Annotated in this window: 19 protein-coding genes and 1 pseudogene; 12 read left to right on the top strand and 8 right to left on the bottom strand. The window is 64.9% G+C overall.

What is annotated here, in order from left to right; genetic code table 11:
* The first annotated feature begins 194 nt into the window (after nt 1-194).
* Together obgE and AYJ54_RS39570 are read left to right on the top strand one after the other, a co-directional pair.
* Nucleotides 195-1,235: a GTPase ObgE gene (gene obgE, locus AYJ54_RS39575; RefSeq protein WP_063707910.1), complete on the top strand. Its 1,041-nt coding sequence runs from the start codon at nt 195-197 to the stop codon at nt 1,233-1,235.
* A gap of 249 nt (nt 1,236-1,484) precedes the next feature.
* Nucleotides 1,485-3,119, top strand: coding sequence for an alkaline phosphatase family protein (locus AYJ54_RS39570; RefSeq protein ID WP_063707909.1), 1,635 nt, complete (start codon nt 1,485-1,487; stop codon nt 3,117-3,119).
* 170 nt (nt 3,120-3,289) lie between these two features.
* On the opposite strand, the gene AYJ54_RS39565 is transcribed toward AYJ54_RS39570, so the two are convergent.
* Complete coding sequence (locus AYJ54_RS39565) at nt 3,290-4,255, bottom strand: Bug family tripartite tricarboxylate transporter substrate binding protein (protein WP_063707908.1); 966 nt, start codon at nt 4,253-4,255, stop codon at nt 3,290-3,292.
* Nucleotides 4,256-4,450: 195 nt separating this feature from the next.
* Between AYJ54_RS39565 and proB the strand changes: the two genes are divergently transcribed.
* The 10 genes from proB to AYJ54_RS39515 all read left to right on the top strand — a co-directional run bounded on the left by proB (nt 4,451) and on the right by AYJ54_RS39515 (nt 14,081).
* Nucleotides 4,451-5,572 carry a glutamate 5-kinase gene (gene proB, locus AYJ54_RS39560; protein WP_063707907.1) on the top strand — a complete coding sequence of 374 codons (1,122 nt, stop codon included), beginning with the start codon at nt 4,451-4,453 and terminating at the stop codon, nt 5,570-5,572.
* A gap of 174 nt (nt 5,573-5,746) precedes the next feature.
* Nucleotides 5,747-7,042, top strand: coding sequence for a glutamate-5-semialdehyde dehydrogenase (locus AYJ54_RS39555; RefSeq protein WP_063707906.1), 1,296 nt, complete (start codon nt 5,747-5,749; stop codon nt 7,040-7,042).
* 16 nt (nt 7,043-7,058) lie between these two features.
* Nucleotides 7,059-7,703 (top strand): nicotinate-nucleotide adenylyltransferase, encoded by a 645-nt coding sequence (locus AYJ54_RS39550; protein ID WP_063707905.1) that lies wholly within the window; start codon nt 7,059-7,061, stop codon nt 7,701-7,703.
* A gap of 208 nt (nt 7,704-7,911) precedes the next feature.
* The gene (gene rsfS, locus AYJ54_RS39545; protein ID WP_063707904.1) at nt 7,912-8,268 is read left to right on the top strand and encodes a ribosome silencing factor; all 357 of its coding nucleotides are present in this window, start codon (nt 7,912-7,914) and stop codon (nt 8,266-8,268) included.
* Between the two features lie 97 nt (nt 8,269-8,365).
* Nucleotides 8,366-8,848 carry a 23S rRNA (pseudouridine(1915)-N(3))-methyltransferase RlmH gene (rlmH, locus tag AYJ54_RS39540; RefSeq protein WP_063707903.1) on the top strand — a complete coding sequence of 161 codons (483 nt, stop codon included), beginning with the start codon at nt 8,366-8,368 and terminating at the stop codon, nt 8,846-8,848.
* 32 nt (nt 8,849-8,880) lie between these two features.
* The gene (locus tag AYJ54_RS39535; RefSeq protein WP_063707945.1) at nt 8,881-10,191 is read left to right on the top strand and encodes a murein hydrolase activator EnvC family protein; all 1,311 of its coding nucleotides are present in this window, start codon (nt 8,881-8,883) and stop codon (nt 10,189-10,191) included.
* The gene (locus AYJ54_RS39530) at nt 10,188-11,543 is read left to right on the top strand and encodes a S41 family peptidase (RefSeq protein ID WP_063707902.1); all 1,356 of its coding nucleotides are present in this window, start codon (nt 10,188-10,190) and stop codon (nt 11,541-11,543) included. The genes AYJ54_RS39535 and AYJ54_RS39530 overlap by 4 nt, the downstream gene beginning before the upstream one ends.
* Before the next feature lie 146 nt (nt 11,544-11,689).
* Complete coding sequence (locus AYJ54_RS39525; protein ID WP_063707901.1) at nt 11,690-12,889, top strand: divergent polysaccharide deacetylase family protein; 1,200 nt, start codon at nt 11,690-11,692, stop codon at nt 12,887-12,889.
* Nucleotides 12,890-12,962: 73 nt separating this feature from the next.
* A complete protein-coding gene (locus tag AYJ54_RS39520; protein WP_063707900.1) occupies nt 12,963-13,466 on the top strand; it encodes an RNA pyrophosphohydrolase in 504 nt (167 codons plus the stop codon).
* A 111-nt stretch (nt 13,467-13,577) separates the two neighbouring features.
* On the top strand, nt 13,578-14,081 hold the full coding sequence (locus AYJ54_RS39515; protein ID WP_063707899.1) for an RNA pyrophosphohydrolase: 504 nt from the start codon (nt 13,578-13,580) through the stop codon (nt 14,079-14,081).
* 12 nt (nt 14,082-14,093) lie between these two features.
* On the opposite strand, the gene AYJ54_RS39510 is transcribed toward AYJ54_RS39515, so the two are convergent.
* The 7 genes and pseudogenes from AYJ54_RS39510 to AYJ54_RS39480 all read right to left on the bottom strand — a co-directional run bounded on the left by AYJ54_RS39510 (nt 14,094) and on the right by AYJ54_RS39480 (nt 21,348).
* On the bottom strand, nt 14,094-15,731 hold the full coding sequence (locus AYJ54_RS39510) for an adenylate/guanylate cyclase domain-containing protein (RefSeq protein ID WP_063707898.1): 1,638 nt from the start codon (nt 15,729-15,731) through the stop codon (nt 14,094-14,096).
* Nucleotides 15,732-15,880: 149 nt separating this feature from the next.
* Complete coding sequence (locus AYJ54_RS39505) at nt 15,881-16,288, bottom strand: F0F1 ATP synthase subunit epsilon (RefSeq protein WP_063707897.1); 408 nt, start codon at nt 16,286-16,288, stop codon at nt 15,881-15,883.
* Between the two features lie 91 nt (nt 16,289-16,379).
* On the bottom strand, nt 16,380-17,822 hold the full coding sequence (atpD, locus tag AYJ54_RS39500; RefSeq protein WP_063707896.1) for a F0F1 ATP synthase subunit beta: 1,443 nt from the start codon (nt 17,820-17,822) through the stop codon (nt 16,380-16,382).
* A 28-nt stretch (nt 17,823-17,850) separates the two neighbouring features.
* Nucleotides 17,851-18,226: pseudogene (locus AYJ54_RS39495) on the bottom strand (Ohr family peroxiredoxin).
* A gap of 15 nt (nt 18,227-18,241) precedes the next feature.
* A complete protein-coding gene (locus AYJ54_RS39490; RefSeq protein WP_063707895.1) occupies nt 18,242-19,117 on the bottom strand; it encodes a F0F1 ATP synthase subunit gamma in 876 nt (291 codons plus the stop codon).
* A 141-nt stretch (nt 19,118-19,258) separates the two neighbouring features.
* Nucleotides 19,259-20,788 (bottom strand): F0F1 ATP synthase subunit alpha, encoded by a 1,530-nt coding sequence (gene atpA / locus AYJ54_RS39485; RefSeq protein WP_063707894.1) that lies wholly within the window; start codon nt 20,786-20,788, stop codon nt 19,259-19,261.
* Nucleotides 20,788-21,348, bottom strand: a complete 561-nt coding sequence (locus AYJ54_RS39480; RefSeq protein WP_063707893.1) for a F0F1 ATP synthase subunit delta — start codon at nt 21,346-21,348, stop codon at nt 20,788-20,790. The genes atpA and AYJ54_RS39480 overlap by 1 nt, the downstream gene beginning before the upstream one ends.
* Between the last annotated feature and the right edge of the window lie 416 nt (nt 21,349-21,764).

Here is a 21,764-nt window from a genome sequence, read left to right as displayed (position 1 = left end):
ATTGCCAGTCTTCGCCAAACCACGCCCTGTGGTTATGGATCCCGGATCTGCGCTTCGCTTGTCCGGGACGACGAGTAGAAGCCGCCGGCCGGCGCGATCACCGGGTTAAGCAAGGGCCCAAAATCGCGGAATTTCCGCCGATTCACGGGCAAGTTCGGGTTGCCGCGCGTGCCCGGCTGGCCTACCTATGGCCCATGAAATTCCTCGACGAAGCAAAGGTCTATATCCGCTCCGGTGACGGCGGGAACGGCTGCGTGGCGTTCCGCCGCGAGAAGTTCATCGAATTCGGCGGACCTTCCGGCGGCAATGGCGGCCGCGGCGGCAATGTCGTCATTGAGGTTGCCGACGGGCTGAACACGCTGATCGATTACCGCTACCAGCAGCACTTCAAGGCCCAGAAGGGCGAGAACGGCATGGGCTCGGACCGCCACGGCGCCAACGGCAAGGCGATCGTGCTCAAGGTGCCCGTAGGCACGCAGATCTTTGACGAAGACCGCGAGACGCTGATCCACGACTTCACAAAGGTCGGCGAAAAGTTCGTACTCGCCGAAGGCGGCAATGGCGGCTTCGGCAACGCGCATTTCAAATCCTCGACCAACCGGGCGCCGCGCAACGCCAATCCCGGCCAGCCGGGCGAGGAACGCTGGATCTGGCTGCGGCTGAAGCTGATCGCGGATGCCGGCCTGGTTGGGCTCCCCAATGCCGGCAAGTCGACCTTCCTCTCCAAGGTCAGTGCGGCAAAGCCAAAGATCGCCGACTATCCCTTCACCACGCTGCATCCGCAGCTCGGCGTCGTGAATGCTGACGGCCGCGAATTCGTGCTGGCGGACATTCCAGGTCTGATCGAAGGCGCGCACGAAGGCGCGGGTCTCGGCGATCGCTTCCTCGGCCACATCGAGCGCTGCCGCGTGCTGCTGCATCTCGTCGATGCGACCTGCGAGCACGCCGGCAAGGCCTACAAGACCGTGCGCAAGGAGCTGGAGGCCTATGGCGGGCAGCTCACCGACAAGATCGAGATCGTCGCGCTGAACAAGATCGACGCGGTCGAGCCGGACGAATTGAAGAAGCAGAAGGACCGGCTGAAGCGCGCCGCCAAAAAGACGCCGCTGCTGCTCTCCGGCGCGACCGGCCAGGGTGTCAAGGAAGCGCTGCGCGCGCTTGCCGATGTGATCGGCGAGAGCCCGGTGTCCAGCAAGGCCAAGAGCGCGGCCGAAGCGGAGCCGTGGTCGGCTTAAAGGGAGCGGCGCTCTCTCACCAACGTCGTCCCGGCGAAGGCCGGGACCCATAACCCCAGGACGTAGTTTGGCGAAGACTCGTCGTTCGGTACTACGACCATCCGCAACCGACAAATCACGCGGTATGGGTCCCGGCCTTCGCCGGGACGACGTTGGAATGTACGGCCGCGGGCACGCGCATCACTGGCAGGTTGCCATCGCGCCCTCGATGGCGCAGCATCAAACAATCAAGAAAAGCAGGGGCGAAGCATGGCGCGCGCGAAGAACGTTCTCTGGATCATGTGCGACCAGCTTCGCTACGACTATCTCGGCTGCACCGGCCATCCCTCGCTGAAGACGCCCAACATCGACGCGATGGCGAAGCGTGGCGTGCTCTTCACCAACGCCTATGTGCAGTCGCCGATCTGCGGCCCGTCGCGGATGTCGTTCTACACCGGACGCTACATGCGCTCGCACGGCTCGCACTGGAACGGCTGGCCGCTCCGCGTCGGCGAACCCACACTCGGCGACCACCTGAAGAAAATCGGCGTGCGCAACGTGCTGGTCGGCAAGACCCACATGGCGCCCGACCTCGAAGGCATGAAGATGCTCGGAATTCCGCCGGAGTCGATCATCGGCGTGCATGTCGCCGAGTGCGGCTTCGAGCCTTATGAGCGCGATGACGGCCTGCACCCGACGGGACGCCCGCGGCCGAAATACGATGAGTATCTGCGCCAGCAGGGATTTGAGGCGACGAACCCCTGGGAGCATTGGGCCAATTCCGGCGCCGCCGACGACGGCTCCTTGCAGAACGGCTGGCTGCTGGTGCACGCCGACAAGGCCGCGCGCGTGCCGGACGAGCATTCCGAGACGCCCTACATGACGCGACGTGCGATGGATTTCATCAGCGAGGCCGAGACCGATGGCACGCCGTGGTGCCTGCATCTGTCCTACATCAAGCCGCACTGGCCCTACATCGCGCCCGAACCCTATGCCAGCATGTATTCGACGGCGGACATGATCCCGGTGATCCGCTCCGAGCGCGAGCGGCAGAACCCGCATCCGGTGTTCGGCGCCTATATGGACATGCGCTACTCCCGCAACATGGCGCGCGACGACGCCCGCGAGAAGGTGATCCCGACCTATATGGGCCTGATCAGCCAGATCGACGACCAGATGGGCGTACTGATGAAATTCCTGGAGGCACGCGGCCTCCTGGAAACGACCATGATCGTGTTCACCTCCGATCATGGCGACTATCTCGGCGATCACTGGATGGGCGAGAAGGACCTGTTCCACGAGCAGTCGGCGAAGATTCCGCTGATCATCATCGATCCCTCCAGGGAAGCTGACGCTACGCGCGGCACGCGCAGCGATGCGCTGGTGGAGGCCATCGATCTCGCGCCCACCTTTGTCGATTACTTCGGCGGCAAGGTGCCGGCGCATATCCTTGAGGGGCGTTCGCTGCTGCCGCTGCTGCGCGGGCCGACGCCGCCAGACTGGCGCAAGGTCGCGTTCTCCGAATATGACTACGCCATGCAGGATGTGCGGCTGAAACTGAACCAGCCGATCGAGCGCTGCCGTCTGTTCATGGTGTTCGACGGCCGTTGGAAATACATCCACGCCTCCGGCTTCCGTCCGATGCTGTACGATCTCGAGACCGATCCGCAGGAATTCGTCGATCGCGGCGACGACCCCGATTGCGCCGGCATCATCGCGCGGCTCCAGGCGGAGCTGTTCGACTGGGCGCTACATCCGAACGACCACATCACCACGCCCCGCGAGAAGATCGCAGCCTATGCCGACAACCAGCTCCAGGTGAAGGGCGGCATCTTGATCGGCATCTGGGACGAAGCCGAGCTCGCGGCAATCCGCGACAAGATCGATCAGCGCGCGAAGATGTGAGGTTCTTTGCCTCTCCCCGCGTGCGGGGAGAGGCCGGAATGCGCGCTGAAAGCGCGGATTCCGGGTGAGGGGGACTCTTCGCGAGTCTAGCTCTCGCCGTGATTGCGGACGCAGCCCCTCACCCCAACCCTCTCCCCGTAAGAACGGGGAGAGGCAGAAGAGTCAGCGCCTCAATTCTCGATCTTGTACCCCGTCGCCTTCACGATCGGCTGCCAGAACGCCGTGTTCGCGGCGAGTTCCTTGCGCAAGCCGTCCGCCGTGCTGCCGACCGGGATCAGGCCGATTCCCGTGAGCCTCTCCTTCACTTCGGGCTTGACGAGCGCCGAACTTGCCGCCGCGCTGAGCCTGCTTGCGAACTCCGGCGGGCTGCCGGCCGGAAGCCACATGCCGTACCAGGCATCGGCGACGAGATCGATGCCGCTCTCCTTAAGAGTGGGAACGTCAGGCGCGAAGGGCGAACGTTCGGCGCTCGAGACAGAAATGATCTTCACGCCCTTGGCGCGATGCTGCGGCAGCGCATCCGCCAATGTCGTGATCCCGAACGAGATGTGGCCGCCGATGAGGTCGTTGAGGATCGGCGCGCTGCCGCGATAGGGCACGCGCGTCAGCGGAATGCCGATATCCTTCTCCAGCTTCGAGCCGGCGAAATGCGGAATGGTGCCGTTGCTCGGCACCCCGAACGAGGTCTTGTCCGGATGGGCCTTAAGCCACGCTACAAATCCCTTGAAATCTGCGACATCAATTGCGGGACCAATCACCAGCGCGAATTCGAACCGCGCCAGCAGCGACACCGGCATGAAGTCCCTGGCCGTGTCGAAGCTCGGCGTCGTCTCCACCATCGGCAGCAGGTACATGGTGGGCCCCGTCGTCACCAGCACCATGCTGCCGTCGGCGCTGGCGCCCTTCACCGCCTTGATGCCGATCAGGCCATCGCCGCCGGTGCGGTTCTCGACCACGATGGTCCGTTGCAGCACCGGCGCCATTTCCTGCGCAACCAGCCGGCACAGCGTGTCGCCGCCTGCACCTGCCGCGAACGGAAAGATGATCTTGGTCAGCCCGGCCTGGGCTTGTACGCCCCCAGCCTGCGCCAGCAGCGGCAGCCCGAGACATCCGGCCATGAACTTGCGGCGATCCATTCGTGTCCCCCTTCTTGAGCCCATTATGGTCGGCGGCATTAGAGCCTGCCGGACGTCCCGGACAAGGCCGACGTTCATGCCGTTTACCATGCCGGCCGCCTTGCGCCGGCCATCGTCCTGCTGCAAAAGCAGGCCTCATCGGCGCCGGCTTTTTGGTCCGCCGTCACCAATCCCGAGCAATTCGTCGCACGCGTCATGGCCAGCCCGCAACTCAGTCAATTCCGCCGCATCGTCGTCAAGGTCGGCTCCGCGCTGCTGGTCGATTCCGACAAGGGCGAGGTGCGCGCGTCCTGGCTCGCCGCGCTCGCCGACGACATGGCCAGGCTGCACCGTGAGGGTCGCGATGTCCTCGTCGTCTCTTCGGGCTCGATCGCGCTCGGCCGCAGCCGGCTCAAACTGCCGCGCGGCGCGCTGAAGTTGGAGGAGAGCCAGGCCGCCGCCGCCGTCGGCCAGATCGCGCTGGCGCGGATCTGGTCGGAGGTGCTCGGCGCTCACGGTATCGGCGCCGGCCAGATCCTGGTGACGCTGCAGGACACCGAAGAGCGCCGCCGCTATCTCAATGCACGCTCCACCATCGGCAAGCTGCTGGAATGGCGTGCGATCCCCGTGATCAACGAGAACGACACGGTCGCGACCAACGAGATTCGTTATGGCGACAATGATCGCCTCGCCGCGCGCGTCGCCACCATGGCGAGCGCCGACCTCCTGGTGCTGCTGTCCGACATTGACGGGCTCTACGACGCCCCGCCCAAGAACAATCCGAACGCAAAGCTGATTCCGGTCGTCGACAGCATCTCCTCCGAGATCGAGGCAGTGGCGGGAGACGCCGGGTCCGAATTGTCGCGCGGCGGCATGCGCACCAAGGTCGAGGCGGCCAAGATCGCCACCACAGGCGGCACGCACATGCTGATCGCCTCGGGCAAGATCGAGCATCCTTTGCAGGCGATCGCCGATGGCGGCCGCTGCACCTGGTTCCTGACACCAGCCAATCCCATCACCTCGCGTAAGCGCTGGATCGCGGGCTCGCTGGAGCCGAAGGGCACGATTACGATCGATGCCGGCGCGGTCGCGGCGCTGCGCGCCGGCGCCAGCCTGTTGCCGGCCGGCGTGATCAAGGTCGAGGGCCAGTTCGCCCGCGGCGATGCCGTGATCGTGCGCGGCCCCGACACCAGCGAGGTCGGCCGCGGCCTGATTGCCTACGACGCCGAGGATGCCGAACGGATCAAGGGCCGCTCGTCCCCGGACGTGATGGCCATCCTCGGCATCAGCGGGAGGTCCGAGATGATCCACCGCGACGATCTGGTGGTGGGTGGGTAAGGCCGGGACGTTATCCAGGCCGTCATGCCCGGGCTTGTCCCGACCGTGACGCCCCGGAGAACTAGGCCACCGACCTAGCCGGCGCGCATGGGGAGACCAGCCATACCCTCCCCGCCCTTCGCAGCCGCGGGATTTCCGTGCTAGGACACGCCCTTAGCAGAAGGTTGAACCACCATGGCCGCCCCCCTCAAAGCCGTCGACGGCAATGCCGATCTCCAGGCGCTGATGTCCGATCTCGCCGCCAAAGCCCGCGCTGCCGCGCGCGTGCTGGCGCTGGCGCCGCCGGAACAGAAGAACCGGGCGCTGGAGGCCATGGAGCGGGCGATCCGCCAGAATGCGGCGGCCATTCTTGCCGCCAATGCCGAGGACGTGGCGGAGGCCCGCGCGTCCAGCAATATGAGCTCCTCTTTCATCGACCGCCTGACGCTGACGCAGGCGCGCGTCGATGCGATGGCCGAGGGCGTTGCCATCGTGCGCGGCATCGCCGATCCGATCGGCGTCGTCACCGAGAGCTGGCAGCGGCCGAACGGCATGACCATCGAGCGCGTGCGCGTCCCGCTCGGCGTCGTCGGCGTGATCTTCGAGAGCCGGCCCAACGTCGCGGCGGACGCTGGCGTGCTATGCCTGAAGTCGGGCAATGCCGTGATCCTGCGCGGCGGCTCCGACAGTTTCCGCTCCTGCCGCGCGATCCATGAATGCATGGTGCAGGGCCTGCGCGAAGCGGGCCTGCCGGAAGCCGCGATCACGCTGGTGCCGACGCGCGACCGCACGGCGGTCGGCATGATGCTGTCCGGATTGAACGGCGCGATCGACGTGATCGTGCCGCGCGGGGGAAAGAGCCTCGTCGCGCGCGTCGAGGCGGAAGCGCGCGTGCCGGTGTTCGCGCATCTCGAAGGCGTCAATCACGTCTACATCGATGCCAGCGCCGATCTCGCCATGGCGAAGTCGATCGTGCTCAACGCCAAGATGCGCCGCACCGGCGTGTGCGGCGCGGCCGAGACGCTGCTGGTCGATCGCGCGGGCGCTGCAAAGAGTCTGAAGCCGCTGGTGGAGATGTTGATCGACGCCGGCTGCGAAGTGCGCGGCGACGAGGCAGTGCAAGGCACGGATCCGCGTGTAAAACCTGCGGGCGAGGACGACTGGAACACCGAATATCTCGATGCGATCATCGCAGCGAAGGTAGTCGACGGCGTCGACGGCGCGATCGCGCACATCCAGAACCACGGCTCGCATCACACCGATGCGATCGTGAGCCAGGATGAGACCGCCGCGAAGAAATTCCTGAGCGAGGTCGACTCCGCGATCGTGCTGCACAACGCCTCGACGCAGTTTGCCGATGGCGGCGAATTCGGGTTCGGCGCCGAGATCGGCATCGCCACCGGCCGCTTTCATGCCCGCGGTCCGGTCGGCGCCGAGCAGTTGACGAGTTTCAAGTATCGCGTCCACGGCACCGGGCAGACGCGGCCGTAACGTCGCAGGGCGGGCATTGAGCAACAAATTCGTCGTGCCGCGTTTCGTGGCGCAAGCGATCCCGCCCTACACCGAGGGCATGCGCATCGGCCTGCTCGGCGGGTCGTTCAATCCGCCGCATCAGGCGCATCGCGCGATCAGCCGGTTCGCGCTGACGCGCCTGCAGCTCGATCGCGTTTGGTGGCTGGTGACGCCGGGCAATCCGCTCAAGGAGAACGGCACGCTGCATGAGCTCGGCGCACGCATGCAGGCGGCGCGCGACGTCGCGAACGATCCGCGGATCGAGGTGAGCTGTCTCGAATCCGTCATCCGTACGCGCTACACTATCGACACGATCAACACCTTGCGCCGCCGCCTCAGTGGCTTGCGCTTTGTCTGGATTATGGGCGCCGACAACCTCGCTCAATTCCATCGTTGGCAGGACTGGCGGCGCATCGCCGCGCAGGTGCCGATTGCAGTCATCGATCGCCCGCCGCAGAGCTTTCGCGCCCTCGCCTCGCCCGCCGCAAAGGCACTTGCACGCTACCGTGTGCCCGAGGCAGAGGCAGCGTTGCTTGCGGATCGGCCGGCGCCGGCCTGGGTCTTCCTCACAGGGTTGAAGCTGCACCTCTCCTCAACCGGCCTGCGGAACCCGGACGGAAGCTGGAAAGGTACGAAGTGAGGCGCAGTTGAGACGGAGTGTGCGGATTTAGGGCTCCCTGGCATATTGAAACCCTTAACCCCACATGATGTAGTGTAACCGGTGAGCGTCGGATTCGGCGTTCGCGATACAGTGAAAGGAATGGTCCCTGGCCACGTCTGTATTGTCCAAGTCTGTTTTACCCAAGGTAGCGAAACCGACGCGTAAAACATCGACCCAAGCTGCGGCCTTGAAGGCGCAACCCGACGCCGACAAGACGCTGAGCCTGATCCTCTCCCGCCTCGAGGATATGAAGGCGGAAGAGACGGTCACCATCGACCTTCGCGGCAAATCCGCATACTCCGACTACATGATCGTCACCACCGGCCGGGTTAACCGGCATGTTGGCGCGATCGCGGACAACGTCACGAAGGGCCTCAAGGAAACCGGCATCAAGAACATCCATGTCGAGGGCTTGCCCAATTGCGACTGGGTGCTGATCGATTCCGGCGATGTGATCGTGCACGTGTTCAGACCCGAGGTCCGTGAGTTCTACAATCTCGAGAGATTGTACACGCAGGGCCCTGGGGCGGCGAAGGCGATCTAGAGGCGGAACGAGCCGATTTCGAATCGGCTGACGCGCATGCTAGCGTCGTGCGCGCGCGAGATGCGCGCGGTCTTGAAAACGCGACCCTGAAGACGTCATGCGTGTTGCTGTCATTGCGGTGGGCCGGCTGAAGCAGGGCCCCGAACGGGAGCTTGCCGACCGCTATTTCGCGCGGTTCGACGAAATCGGTCGCAAGCTCGGTTTCCGCGAGCTCACTGTCCACGAGATTTCCGAAAGCCGCGCGCGCGATGCAGCGACGCGAATGGCCGAAGAGGCCGCGGCGATCGCTGCGCACATTCCGGACAAGTCGATCCTGGTGGCGCTGGACGAGCGCGGACAGAATGTCGATTCCACCGTATTCGCGCGGAATCTCGGGCGCTGGCGCGACGAGGGCGTCGGCCATACTGTCTTCGTGATCGGAGGGGCGGACGGACTTTCGCCCGAATTGCGCCGTAAGGCCAAGCTCGCGATCGCGTTCGGCTCGGCGACCTGGCCGCATCAAATGGTCCGCATCATGATTCTGGAACAGCTTTATCGGGCCGCAACCATCCTGGCCGGCCATCCCTATCATCGCGCGTGATCCGCGCCCGGACGAAACGTTTCTATCGATCGATGCAGCGCGCGCCGTTTCTCAACCTGTTGCTGATTGCGGGCTTCGCCGGCGCAAGCCTCGCGCAAGCCCAGACGGCGACGCCGGCACCGCAGGCAGCGGCACTCTCGTCCGACGCGATCAAGCAGCGCGAGCAGGAGCTGGAAGCCGCCCGCGCGCAACAGAAGAGCGCGGAAGAGGCGCAGGCCAAGCTCAAGGCCGAGATCACCGCGCTCGGCCAGGACCGCACTCAGCTCAATCAGCAGTTGATCGACACCGCCGCCAACGTGCGCACGGTCGAGACCAAGGTCGGCGAAGCCGAGACCCGGCTGCAAACCCTCAACGGCCGCGAGCGGGAAATGCGCACCTCGCTTGATTCGCGTCGCGCCGACATCGTCGAGGTGCTGGCCGCGCTGCAACGCGCCGGCCGGCGCACGCCGCCGGCGCTCCTGGTGCGCCCCGAGGACGCGCTTCAGTCGCTGCGCACCGCCATGCTGCTCGGCGCCGTGGTGCCGGAATTGCGCGGCCGCGCCGAGAAGATCGCGAGCGAGCTCGGCGAGCTCGTCAATCTGCGCAGGAACATCGCCGCCGAGCGCGACCAGCTCGCCGCCGACCGCGACAAGATCCGCAATGACGAGACCCGGCTCACAGCCCTGGTCAACGAGCGGCAGCGCCAGCAGGCGTCGCGGGAAAAGGATCTCGACGCCGAGAAGACGCGCGCCATCGCGCTCTCCAGGCAGGTGGGTGACCTCCAGGGCCTGATCGCCAAGATGGAGCAGGACCTGCAAAGCGCCGCCAAGGCGGCTGAGGCCGCAAAGCAGGCCGCGGCGACCGCCAGCGCCAAGTCCGGCCCGGCCGCTTTCAAAGACCGCTCCCGGACCAGCCCCGCGATCGCCTTCGCATCGGCCAAAGGCCTGCTGCCTTTACCCGTTAACGGTAACAAGATCAGGGATTTCGGCGGTTCCGACGGCGTCGGCGGCATCCAAAAGGGTATTTCTTTGGCAAGTCGGCCTGGCTCCCAGGTCACAACGCCGTGTGACGGCTGGGTCGTCTATGCCGGCCCCTTCCGCAGCTATGGACAACTCTTGATCCTCAACGCCGGTGGCGGGTATCATGTCCTGATCGCCGGGATGGAGCGCATTTCGGTCAATATCGGACAGTTTGTGCTCACGGGGGAGCCTGTCGCGACGATGGGGTCGACATCGCAAGTCGCCTCCATTCTCGCCACCAATGCGAGTCAACCTGTGCTGTATGTCGAGTTCCGCAAGGACGGCACTCCAATCGATCCAGGCCCATGGTGGGCCGCAAATGAAGGCGAGAAGGTTCGCGGATGATGCGCAAGACTTCAGTAATTCTTCTCAGCGCGGCCACCGGTGCGGCGCTGACGCTGTTCGTGACCCAGCCGCGCGCGGTGTTCATGGGCTCGAGCGCACGGGCCGCGACCGCGGATACCTATCGCCAGCTCAATCTGTTCGGCGATGTCTTCGAGCGCGTGCGCTCCGACTATGTCGAGAAGCCCGACGACACCAAGCTGATCGAATCCGCCATCAGCGGCATGCTCTCCGGCCTCGATCCGCATTCGAGCTACATGGACGCCAAGAGCTTCCGCGACATGCAGGTGCAGACCCGCGGTGAGTTCGGCGGCCTCGGCATCGAGGTCACCATGGAAGACGGCCTGATCAAGGTGGTCTCGCCGATCGACGACACCCCGGCCTCGCGCGCCGGCATCATGGCCAACGACATCATCACCAATCTCGACGACGAGGCGGTGCAGGGCCTGACCCTGAACCAGGCGGTCGAGAAGATGCGCGGTCCGGTCAACACCAAGATCAAGCTCAAGATCATCCGCAAGGGACAGGACAATCCGATCGACGTCACGCTGGTGCGCGACAACATCCGCGTCCGCTCGGTGCGCGCGCGCGTCGAGGCCGACGACATCGGCTATATCCGCATCACCACCTTCAACGAGCAGACCACCGAAGGCCTGAAGAAGGAGGTCGCGAACCTCTCCAACCAGATCGGCGACAAGCTCAAGGGCTTCATCATCGACCTCAGAAACAATCCGGGCGGCCTGCTGGAAGAAGCAGTGACCGTGTCCGACTCGTTCCTGGAGAAGGGCGAGATCGTGTCGACCCGCGGCCGCAATGCTGAGGAAACCCAGCGCCGCACCGCCCATGCGGGCGACCTGACCAAGGGCAAGCCGGTGATCGTGCTGATCAACGGCGGCTCGGCCTCGGCGTCGGAAATCGTCGCCGGCGCGCTGCAGGACCACAAGCGCGCGACCATCGTCGGCACGCGCTCCTTCGGCAAGGGCTCGGTGCAGACCATCATTCCGCTCGGCTCGGGCAACGGCGCGCTGCGGCTGACCACGGCGCGCTACTACACGCCGTCGGGTAAGTCGATCCAGGCCAAGGGCATCGTGCCCGACATCGAAGTGCTGCAGGACGTGCCGGACGAGCTGAAGTCGCGCACCGACACCAAGGGCGAGGCCTCGCTGCGCGGCCACCTGAAGAACGACGGCGACGAGAAGACCGGCTCGCAGTCCTACGTCCCGCCGGATGCCAAGGACGACAAGGCGCTCAAGATGGCCGACGACCTGCTTCACGGCATCAAGAACAGTGCCTCCGCAGCGCCGACGCCGGGCGCCGACAAGGCCGCGGCCGACAAGCCCAAAGCGGCAAACTAAGCGCAGCACGATACCTGTCGAAAAGGGCGGCTCCCGGAGCCGCCCTTTTTGTTTGCGGCATCGGCACCTCACCCCCGGCCAATCCCGGCCTGCCGCGGCTTGACCACGGCGTGGTATCGTCATTGCCGAGTGATTCGGGATCGCGCATGACTGAGACGGCCGATGATCTGAGCGCCCCGCTCGGACGGGACACGCCGCGCCGCAAACGCCGGCTGCGGCTGCCGTTCACCGGCATGCAGGCCCTGGCCGTCATGCTCGGACTGTTCCTCGTCACCTTTGCCGGCTTTGCCATCTTCAACAAGGACCCGCTCGGCGGCGAACCGATAACCCGGATCGCGATTCGCGAGCCGAGGGCCACCGAGGACAAGCCGGCGCCCGCCGCCGCCGGCCACGAGACCAAGGAAGCGCCGAAGCAGGCCGCCCCCGGCGAACAGAAGACCGTCACCATGATCGACGGCTCGACCGGCGCACGCCACGACGTGGTGATCGGCGGCGGCGAGGCAGGCGACAAGAACGAGGCGGCGTCCGCCGCGCCGCCCGTCATGGCCGGGATCGATCAGAAGCTCCTGGAGAAGTCGCGCTACGGCATGATTCCCGTGGTCGCGGACGGGGTGAAGCCGTTCAACGTCTATGCGGCGGATGCCGACCGCGCCAAGGCCGCCAAGATGCCGGTGGTCGCGATCGTGATCGGCGGTCTCGGCGTCGGCGCCGCCAAGACCACCGATGCGATCATGAAGCTGCCGCCGGCGGTGACGCTGGCGTTCACGCCCTATGGCGCGGATCCCGGCAAGCTCGCCGAGCGCGCCCGCGCCCAGCGTCACGAGATCTTCCTTCAGATCCCGATGGAACCCTACGACTTCCCCGACAACGATCCGGGGCCCCAGACGCTGCTGACGTCCCTTAGCCAGGATCAAAACATGGATCGCCTGTACTGGCATCTGAGCCGGATGCAGGGCTACGCCGGCATCACCAATTTCATGGGGGCGCGATTCGTCGCGACCGACGCTGCGATGCAGCCGATCATCCGCGAGGCGGCCAAGCGCGGGCTCGGCTTCTTCGACGATGGCTCCTCACCCCGCAGCATTGCCTCGCAGGTCGCAGGCGGCCAGTCGATGCCGTTCGGCAAGGGCGACATCGCGCTCGACGCGGTGCCGACCCCGACCGAGATCGACCGCGCCCTGAGCAAGCTCGAATCGGTCGCGCGCGAACGCGGCGTCGCCGTCGGCACCGCCTCGGCGCTTCCCGTCTCGATCGAGCGGATCGGCACCTGGATCAAGACGCTGGGTGACCGGGGTATCCTTTTGGTGCCATTGACAACCGCGATGCTGAAATCAAAATCCAGCTAAATCAACGGATTGGTTCGGCACGGGTCTCAGCGGTCCGGTGTGCCTGCCGGCAGGATGCGAGAGGTTTGGCGGAATGGCGCGTTACGAGGATCTGCCCTACCGAACCTGCGTCGGCGTGATGCTGATCAACAAGAAGGGGCTGGTGTTCATCGGCCGCCGCGCCGGCGGCATCGATCAGGTCGACGAGAGCCATGTCTGGCAGATGCCGCAGGGCGGCGTTGATCCCGGCGAGGACACCTGGGAGGCCGCCAAGCGCGAGCTCTACGAGGAGACCAGCGTACGCTCGGTGGAACGGCTCGGCGAGGTTCCGGACTGGCTGATCTACGACATTCCGCGCACGGTCGCCGGCCGTGCCTGGAAGGGCCGCTACCGCGGTCAGCGCCAGAAATGGTACGCGGTGCGCTTCACCGGCAAGGACAGCGAGATCAACGTCGAGCATCCCGGCGGCGGCCACAAGGCCGAGTTCGTAAACTGGCGCTGGGAACCGATGAAGAACCTCCCCGAGCTGATCATTCCGTTCAAGCGCCCGGTCTATGAGCGCGTGGTCAAGGAATTTTCCGCGCTGGCGGATGAATGACTTGCATCGTCATCCCGGGGACCCCAATTCGCAATTGCGAATTGTGGAATCTCGAGATTCCGGGTCTGATCGTTCGGACCATCCCGGAATGACGATCGGGCAAGTGAGAGGATGTCGAGCAACAACAAGCCCTACCGCCCCAATGTCGGGATCGCGCTCTTCAACGCCGACGGCCGCGTTCTGATCGGCCACCGTTTTAAGGGCGATGGACCCGAGATCATCCTGCCCGGCCTCGACTGGCAGATGCCACAGGGCGGCGTCGACGAGGGCGAAAACCTTCGCGATGCGGCGATGCGCGAGCTCTGGGAGGAGACCAGCGTCACCAGCGCCGATTATCTCGGCGAGACCGATTGGCTCACCTACGAATTTCCGCCCTATGACGGGCCGCAGACGCATCGCCTCGCAAAATTCCGCGGCCAGCGCCAGAAATGGTTCGCGCTGCGCTTCACGGGGCGCGAGGAGGAGATCGACCCGCTGACGCCACGCAACGACCAGCCCGCGGAGTTCGATGCGTGGCGCTGGGAGAATCTCGATCGCGTTGCCGATCTCGTGGTGCCGTTCCGCCGCGACGTCTACCGCGCCGTCGCGCAGCAGTTCTCGGTGTTCGCACGTTAGGCAGAAACAACCTTAGTTCGTCGGCCCCACCGTAAAGGGTCCGATCGCAATCACGTGGCAATCGCTGTCGCGCCTGGCGCAGTCGGCTAGTGCCGAATTGACGGCCGTTTGCTCGTCAGCGGCTTTCAGGCCGAGACCCGGGCGACCAGTGGTGCCGACGGCGACCGCATTCCAGCCCATGCCATCGCCAAGCTTGCGCACAACCTCGTCGCGCGCGTCGGCCACGATCGAGGCGTTGGAGGCGGCGTGGAAAAAGCCGGTGATCCTGAGCAGGGTCGGGATCGGCACGACGAAATTGTCGTCAACCGCGACGATCATGCAGACAACGCCGGCAATCGCGCCGCAGGATTCCAGCGAGCGCCGCGCCGATTCGTCGACGGACGATGCCCCCATCACCATGAAATACTGACCGCCAGGGCCGAGCGCGACCGAGCGGGACTTCGCGGCCGGCGCATACAGGTTCTCGAGCCGGACCTTGGCGGGATCGCGCACGATCGGAAAGTCCTTCGACGCGAACGGCCGCTCGGTCATGGCGTCATGCCGAACCCATGGCTGCGGCGGCATCGGCGGCTTGCCATGCGAGTAAACGACCGTGTCGCCGACCGCGTAGAGCTCGCAGCGCCGCGGCGACTGCGCGGCATCCGCGCGCTTCTGGCACTGGTCGAGCGCCGTGTTGCGCGCGGCCTCCTCGTTCGGCTGATTGAGGCCGTAGCCGACGAAGCCACCGATGTTGAGGGCGAAGGCCTTGTAGTCGCCGGCAACGGAGTATTCGTTGGAGAGATAGGCACGCACACGCTCGCCGATGAAGGGCACCATGTCGGCCGGGAATTTGCCGCCGGCGGCGGCCGGCGTCGGCGCTGGGGTCGCCGCGGCCATGGCGCTCTGCGTCGGCATCGGCGCCTTCGCAGCCATCGTGGGCGTCGGGCTGGGCGCCACCGCACTCGACGCCGGGGTCGGCGTGGTCGCAGCGACGGCTGACGGTACCTTGGTGGTCTCGAGCTTGGTGAAATAGAGAAAGCCACCGACGCCAATGGCGACGACGGAGACGACGCCGACCACCAGCGGCCACATCCAGTTCGGCGCGGGCACAGCCTTGGCCACCTTCTTCACCTGCGGCGTGGCGTAGGTGCCGTCCTCGCGCCGCATCGCCACCATGTAGGCATGCACGGGCGTCGGGATGTTCTTGACCTCCTGCGCTCCGATGTCGGCGAACTGCACCGAGAGCTTGTTGGCGACCTGCTCGTGGACGGCGCGGGAGACGCAGATGCCGCCGACCTCGGCCAGGCCCTCCAGCCGCGCCGCGATGTTGACGCCGTCGCCCAGCAGATCGCCGTCGCGCTCGACCACGTCGCCGATGGTGATGCCGATGCGGAACGACATCTGCCGGCTCGGCGGATAGGCCATGTTGCGGGTTCGCAAGGACTCCTGGATGTCGATCGCGCAGCGCACCGCATCCACCGCGCTCGGGAATTCCGCGAGCACAGCATCGCCCGCCGTGTTGAAGATGCGCCCGCCCGCTTTCGCAATGAAGTCGTCGACGACCTCGCGATAGGACGCCAGACGCCGCAGCGTCTCTTCCTCGTCTTCCGCGACCAGCCTTGAGTACCCGGCAATATCGGCCGCGAAAATCGCTGCGATCTTGCGTTTCATCTGCACCAGCCCCGGAACAAAATTCGCGGGCGCAGAATGCCGTTATCGGCGACGCGGTGCAACAAAGTTTCAGCGCCCGCCACGGTGGTGACGAGCGCTGAACTTATTCAGAGATCTCTTGTTTGAGCCCCGGAGCGGTACCCCGGGGCTTAATGCATGGCCGTGGTGTTGAGCACACCCTGGATGCTCTTGAAGTGGTCAAGCCGCTCGATCGCGTGATCGAGTTCCGACCCTTCCTTCTCGGCGAGCTTTGCTTCCATCTCGGCAATCGTCTCGGCGAACTGCGCGCGATCGATCTCCTGGATCGAGGTGGCGACGTCGGCGAGCACCGTGAGGCGGTTCTCCGAAACTTCGGCGAGCCCGCCGAGCACGATCATCTTCTGATGCGCGCCGCCGGTGGTGATGGTCAGGATACCGGGGCGAACCGCAGCCACGACCGGCGCGTGACCCGCGAGCACGCCGAAATCACCTTCGGCGCCGGGAATGTCGACCTGATCGACCTCGCCCGAGAATGCGAGCTTTTCGGGAGAGACGAGATCGAAGTGGAAGGTGGCCATGGAAAGGAAACCTGCGAATGATGAGTAGCGAATGGCGGGTAGCGAGGATAGGGAGCGGCTATTCGCTACTCCCTATTCGCTATTCGCTAGCTTAGGCCGCTTCCGCAGCCAGCTTCTTGCCCTTCTCGACCGCCTCTTCGATGGTGCCGACCATGTAGAAGGCGGCTTCCGGGAGGTGGTCATACTTGCCTTCGCAGAGGCCGCGGAAGCCCTTGATGGTGTCTGCGAGCTCGACGAACTTGCCGGGCGAGCCGGTGAAGACTTCGGCGACGTGGAACGGCTGCGACAGGAAGCGCTCGATCTTGCGGGCGCGGGCCACCGTCAGCTTGTCCTCTTCCGAAAGCTCGTCCATGCCGAGAATGGCGATGATGTCCTGGAGCGACTTGTAGCGCTGGAGCACCTGCTGGACCATACGCGCGGTCTGATAGTGCTCCTCACCGACGACGAGCGGCGAGAGCATGCGCGAGGTCGAGTCGAGCGGGTCCACCGCCGGATAGATGCCCTTTTCCGAGATCGCGCGCGACAGCACGGTGGTGGCGTCCAAGTGCGCGAAGGAGGTCGCGGGCGCCGGGTCGGTCAAGTCGTCCGCCGGCACGTAGATCGCCTGCACCGAGGTGATCGAGCCCTTCTGCGTGGTGGTGATGCGCTCCTGGAGCGCGCCCATGTCGGTGGCGAGCGTCGGCTGATAACCCACCGCCGAAGGAATACGGCCGAGCAGCGCCGACACTTCCGAGCCCGCTTGCGTGAAGCGGAAGATGTTGTCGACGAAGAACAGCACGTCCTGACCCTGGTCGCGGAAGTGCTCGGCGACGGTGAGACCGGTGAGGCCGACGCGGGCGCGGGCGCCCGGCGGCTCGTTCATCTGGCCGAACACCAGCGCGCACTTCGACTTCACGCTCGGATCCGGATTGTGCGGATCAGCATTGACCTTGGACTCGATGAACTCGTGATAGAGGTCGTTGCCCTCGCGGGTACGCTCGCCGACGCCGGCGAACACGGAGTAACCGCCATGCGCCTTCGCGACGTTGTTGATCAGCTCCTGAATCAGCACGGTCTTGCCGACGCCGGCGCCGCCGAACAGGCCGATCTTGCCGCCCTTGGCGTAGGGCGCGAGCAGGTCGACGACCTTGATGCCGGTGACGAGAATTTCAGCCTCGGTCGACTGGTCGGTGTAGGTCGGCGCTTCCTGGTGGATCGCGCGCAGGCCTTCGGCCTTGATCGGACCGGCCTCGTCGATCGGCTCGCCGACGACGTTGATGATGCGGCCGAGCGTGCCTTCACCGACGGGAACGCGGATCGGCTCGCCAGTGTCGGTGACTTCCTGTCCGCGAACCAGACCTTCCGTGGCATCCATCGCAATCGTGCGGACGGTGGATTCGCCGAGGTGCTGGGCGACTTCGAGCACCAGGCGGTTGCCGCCGTTCTTGGTCTCGAGCGAGTTGAGAATGGCCGGGAGGTGGCCTTCGAACTGCACGTCAACAACGGCGCCCATGACCTGGGTGACGCGACCGATCTGGTTGGCTGCTGTAGCCATGAACTCTATCTCCTTCGATCCGAAATTCTTAGACCACGGTCAGCTTGACCGGGATGTTGCCTTTGGTGGCCTTGGAATAGGGGCACACCGTGTGAGCTTCTTCGACCAGCGCCTGGACCTTGTCCCTGTCGGCTCCGGGAACGGAAACTTTCAGCTCGACCGCCAGCGAGAAGCCGTCGTCGGTGTTGAGCGTGACGTCCGCGGTGACCTTGGCGGCCTGGCCATCGATGCCGTGCTTCTTGGCGATGACGAGGATCGCTTGTCCAAAGCAGGCCGGGATTGTGGCCGTCGCCGGCGCCGCCAAGCTCCTTCGGCAGCGCCATTGCGAGCGCGAGGCCGCCATTGTCGAGCTGAGCCCGACCGTTCCGCCCGCCCTTGGTGGTCGCCGATGTGACGTATGCCATGTCGCGCTCCCTCGGTTAGACCGCCTCGGCGCCGGAGATGATTTCGATCAGTTCCTTGGTGATCATCGCCTGGCGGGTTCGGTTGTAGATCAGCGTCTGCTTGCGGATCATTTCACCGGCGTTGCGTGTCGCGTTGTCCATCGCGCTCATCTGCGCGCCGTAGAACGAGGCGTTGTTCTCGAGCAGCGCACGGAAGATCTGAACAGCGAGATTCCGCGGCAGGAGACGCGCGAGGATCTCGTCCTCTTCCGGCTCGTATTCGTAGGACGTCGTGCTTGCACCGGCCGCCGTCTCCTCGACAACCAGCGGGATCACCTGCTGCGCCGTCGGGATCTGGGCAATGACCGAGCGGAAGCGCGAGTAGAACAGCGTGCAGACGTCGAATTCGCCGGCATCGAAGCGAGCGAGGATCTTCTTGGCGATATCCTCGGCGTTGACGAAGCCGAGCAGGCGAACGCTGCGCAGATCGATGTGCTCGACGATCTGCTTTTCGAACAGGCGGCGGAGCTGCTCATAGCCCTTGCGACCGACGCAGAAGAATTTGACTTCCTTGCCCTCGTTCATCAGCGCCAGTGCGCGCTCGCGCGCAAGGCGCACGATCGAGGAGTTGAACGCGCCCGAAAGGCCGCGCTCGCCGGTACAGACCAGGAGCAGGTGCACCTGATCCCTGCCGGTGCCCGTGAGCAGCGCAGGCGCTCCGGGAGAACCCGCCGCGGCACTGGCGATATTGGCGATCACGGCGGCCATCTTGTCCGCATAGGGACGAGCAGCTTCCGCAGCGGTCTGCGCGCGGCGCAGCTTCGAGGCCGCCACCATCTGCATGGCCTTCGTGATCTTTTGCGTCGCCTTGGTGGAGGCGATGCGGACCCGCATGTCTTTAAGTGACGCCATTCTTCGTTCACCCCGACAGCCCGACTGGACGTCGGACCGCTAGCCTATCCCTATCGCAATGCCCGGCCGGGCGCCGGGCATGCCTGTTATTGTTTTGCCTCTCGCGACGCGGTCATGGCCGGAGGACCCGGCCATGCAGCATCAGGCGAAGGTCTTGGCGAAGCCTTCGACCACCGACTTCAGCTTGGCGGCGGTGTCGTCGGACAGATCGCGGCTGTCGCGGATCGCGTTGAGGATCTCGACGTTCTTGCCGCGCAGGAGCGACAACAGACCGTCCTCGAACGCGCGCACCTTGTTGAGCGCCAGCGGATCGAGATAGCCGTTGGTGCCGGCCCAGATCACGCAAACCTGCTCTTCCATCTTCAGCGGCGAGAACTGCGGCTGCTTCAGAAGCTCAGTCAGGCGCGAGCCGCGGTTGAGCAGGCGCTGGGTCGAGGCGTCGAGGTCGGAGCCGAACTGCGCGAACGCCGCCATTTCGCGGTACTGCGCGAGCTCGCCCTTGATCTTGCCGGCGACCTTCTTGGTGGCCTTGGTCTGCGCCGAGGAACCCACGCGCGACACCGACAGACCGACGTTCACCGCGGGACGGATGCCCTGGAAGAACAGATCGGTCTCCAGGAAGATCTGGCCGTCGGTGATCGAGATGACATTGGTCGGAATGTAGGCCGACACGTCGTTGGCCTGGGTTTCGATGACCGGCAGCGCGGTCAGCGAGCCCGAGCCGTGATCCTTGCTGAGCTTCGCCGCACGCTCGAGCAGGCGGGAGTGCAGGTAGAACACGTCGCCCGGATAGGCTTCGCGGCCCGGCGGGCGGCGCAGCAGCAGCGACATCTGGCGGTAGGCGACGGCCTGCTTGGACAAGTCGTCATAGATGATGACCGCGTGCATGCCGTTGTCGCGGAAGTACTCGCCCATGGTGCAGCCCGTAAACGGCGCGAGGTACTGCATCGGCGCCGGATCGGACGCGGTGGCCGCGACCACGATCGAATACTCAAGCGCGCCCTGCTCTTCCAGCACCTTCACGAACTGGGCGACGGTCGAACGCTTCTGGCCGATCGCGACGTAGACGCAATACAGCTTGATGTTCTCGTCGGTCTGCGCGTTGAGCGGCTTCTGGTTCAGGATGGTGTCGAGCGCGATCGCGGTCTTGCCGGTCTGGCGGTCGCCGATGATCAGCTCGCGCTGGCCGCGGCCGATCGGGATCAGGGCGTCGATCGCCTTGAGGCCGGTCGCCATCGGCTCGTTCACCGATTTGCGCGGAATGATGCCGGGCGCCTTGACGTCGACGCGCATGCGCTTGTCGGCCTGGATCGGACCCTTGCCGTCGATCGGGTTGCCGAGCGCATCGACGACGCGGCCGAGCAGGCCCTTGCCGACCGGCGCGTCCACAATGGCGCGGGTGCGCTTGACGGTCTGGCCTTCCTTGATCTCGCGGTCGGTGCCGAAAATAACGACGCCGACGTTGTCGGTTTCGAGGTTCAGCGCCATGCCGCGGGTGCCGTTCTCGAACTCGACCATTTCACCGGCCTGGACGTTGTCCAGACCGTAGACGCGGGCGATGCCGTCACCGACAGACAGCACCTGTCCAACTTCGGAGACTTCAGCTTCCTGGCCGAAATTTTTGATCTGGTCCTTGAGGATCGCGGAAATTTCCGCGGCGCGGATGTCCATCAGCCTGCCTCTTTCATCGCGTGCTTGATCGAATTGAGTTTGGTGCGAAGCGAACTATCGACCATGCGGCTGCCCAGCTTGACCACGAGGCCACCGATGATCGAGGGATCGACTTTCACGTTCAGCGCGACGTCCTTGCCGGTCACCGACTTCAGGGCAACCTTGAGGGCGTCGAGATTCTTGTCCGAGAGCGCCTCCGCCACCGTAACATCGGCGCTTGCCTCGCCCTTGAACTTGGCGACGAGGGCGCGGTAGGCGCGGATGACGTCAGCCACCGCAAACAGGCGGCGGTTGGCGGTCAAAACCTTCAGGAAATTGGCGGAGATGCCGGCGATACCGGCCTTGTCCAGCACGGCCGAGAGGGCCTTGGACTGGGTATCGGCCGCGAATACCGGGCTGCGGACGAGGCGCTTCAGATCGGCACTCTCGCTCAGCAAGGCATCGAACTTATCGAGATCGGCTTTGACCTCGTCGACCACTTCTTGGTCACGGGCCAGTTCAAACAAGGCCGTTGCATAACGGCCGGACACACCTGAAACGGACGTATCTTCTGCAGCCACAGACGCGCTCTTTTAGCTGTCAAACTCGCAAGGGAAAAACCGTCGCCACGGAAGCGGCGCCAAGCGATCCAAGCCCTTGGAATTCAAGCGGGACTTCGATTTTCGACCGACACAGGAAGTGCCGGGTTCGTTAAAATCGCGGCTTTGCTAGCATGGCAGGCGCGCAGGTGCAACATGACGCCAAATTAAAGGCACCGCGTTCCGTCGCCAGTTCGTCGCATGTCACGATCCCGCGACGCCGACCTGCCATGTCACGGAATTGACAGCGCGCGCGGCGCGCCCGCCCGCCATTCGTTCCCTGCTCTCAGCGCATAGCGGCCATGAACACGGCTCGCAGAGGCGTGAAATCGACCACGCCGGTTCCACTCGCCGAATACTTACTGAATTCCGAACATCGGACGAAATGACTTCGTTTT

This window comes from Bradyrhizobium centrolobii (assembly GCF_001641635.1).
GTDB lineage: Bacteria > Pseudomonadota > Alphaproteobacteria > Rhizobiales > Xanthobacteraceae > Bradyrhizobium > Bradyrhizobium centrolobii.
The sequence above is the reverse complement of the archived record's forward strand: the minus strand, read 5'-3'. Positions and strand labels throughout refer to the sequence as shown.

What these genes read in the sequence shown, in the direction of transcription:
- atpA (WP_063707894.1), bottom strand. Translation starts at nt 20,788, where the DNA reads ATGGACATCCGCGCCGCGGAAATTTCCGCGATCCTCAAGGACCAGATC.
- proB (WP_063707907.1), top strand. Translation starts at nt 4,451, where the DNA reads ATGGCCAGCCCGCAACTCAGTCAATTCCGCCGCATCGTCGTCAAGGTC.
- AYJ54_RS39530 (WP_063707902.1), top strand. Translation starts at nt 10,188, where the DNA reads ATGATGCGCAAGACTTCAGTAATTCTTCTCAGCGCGGCCACCGGTGCG.
- AYJ54_RS39570 (WP_063707909.1), top strand. Translation starts at nt 1,485, where the DNA reads ATGGCGCGCGCGAAGAACGTTCTCTGGATCATGTGCGACCAGCTTCGC.
- AYJ54_RS39505 (WP_063707897.1), bottom strand. Translation starts at nt 16,288, where the DNA reads ATGGCCACCTTCCACTTCGATCTCGTCTCTCCCGAAAAGCTCGCATTC.
- AYJ54_RS39565 (WP_063707908.1), bottom strand. Translation starts at nt 4,255, where the DNA reads ATGGATCGCCGCAAGTTCATGGCCGGATGTCTCGGGCTGCCGCTGCTG.
- atpD (WP_063707896.1), bottom strand. Translation starts at nt 17,822, where the DNA reads ATGGCTACAGCAGCCAACCAGATCGGTCGCGTCACCCAGGTCATGGGC.
- AYJ54_RS39555 (WP_063707906.1), top strand. Translation starts at nt 5,747, where the DNA reads ATGGCCGCCCCCCTCAAAGCCGTCGACGGCAATGCCGATCTCCAGGCG.
- AYJ54_RS39510 (WP_063707898.1), bottom strand. Translation starts at nt 15,731, where the DNA reads ATGAAACGCAAGATCGCAGCGATTTTCGCGGCCGATATTGCCGGGTAC.
- AYJ54_RS39490 (WP_063707895.1), bottom strand. Translation starts at nt 19,117, where the DNA reads ATGGCGTCACTTAAAGACATGCGGGTCCGCATCGCCTCCACCAAGGCG.
- AYJ54_RS39535 (WP_063707945.1), top strand. Translation starts at nt 8,881, where the DNA reads ATGCAGCGCGCGCCGTTTCTCAACCTGTTGCTGATTGCGGGCTTCGCC.
- AYJ54_RS39515 (WP_063707899.1), top strand. Translation starts at nt 13,578, where the DNA reads ATGTCGAGCAACAACAAGCCCTACCGCCCCAATGTCGGGATCGCGCTC.
- rlmH (WP_063707903.1), top strand. Translation starts at nt 8,366, where the DNA reads ATGCGTGTTGCTGTCATTGCGGTGGGCCGGCTGAAGCAGGGCCCCGAA.
- AYJ54_RS39520 (WP_063707900.1), top strand. Translation starts at nt 12,963, where the DNA reads ATGGCGCGTTACGAGGATCTGCCCTACCGAACCTGCGTCGGCGTGATG.
- AYJ54_RS39525 (WP_063707901.1), top strand. Translation starts at nt 11,690, where the DNA reads ATGACTGAGACGGCCGATGATCTGAGCGCCCCGCTCGGACGGGACACG.
- obgE (WP_063707910.1), top strand. Translation starts at nt 195, where the DNA reads ATGAAATTCCTCGACGAAGCAAAGGTCTATATCCGCTCCGGTGACGGC.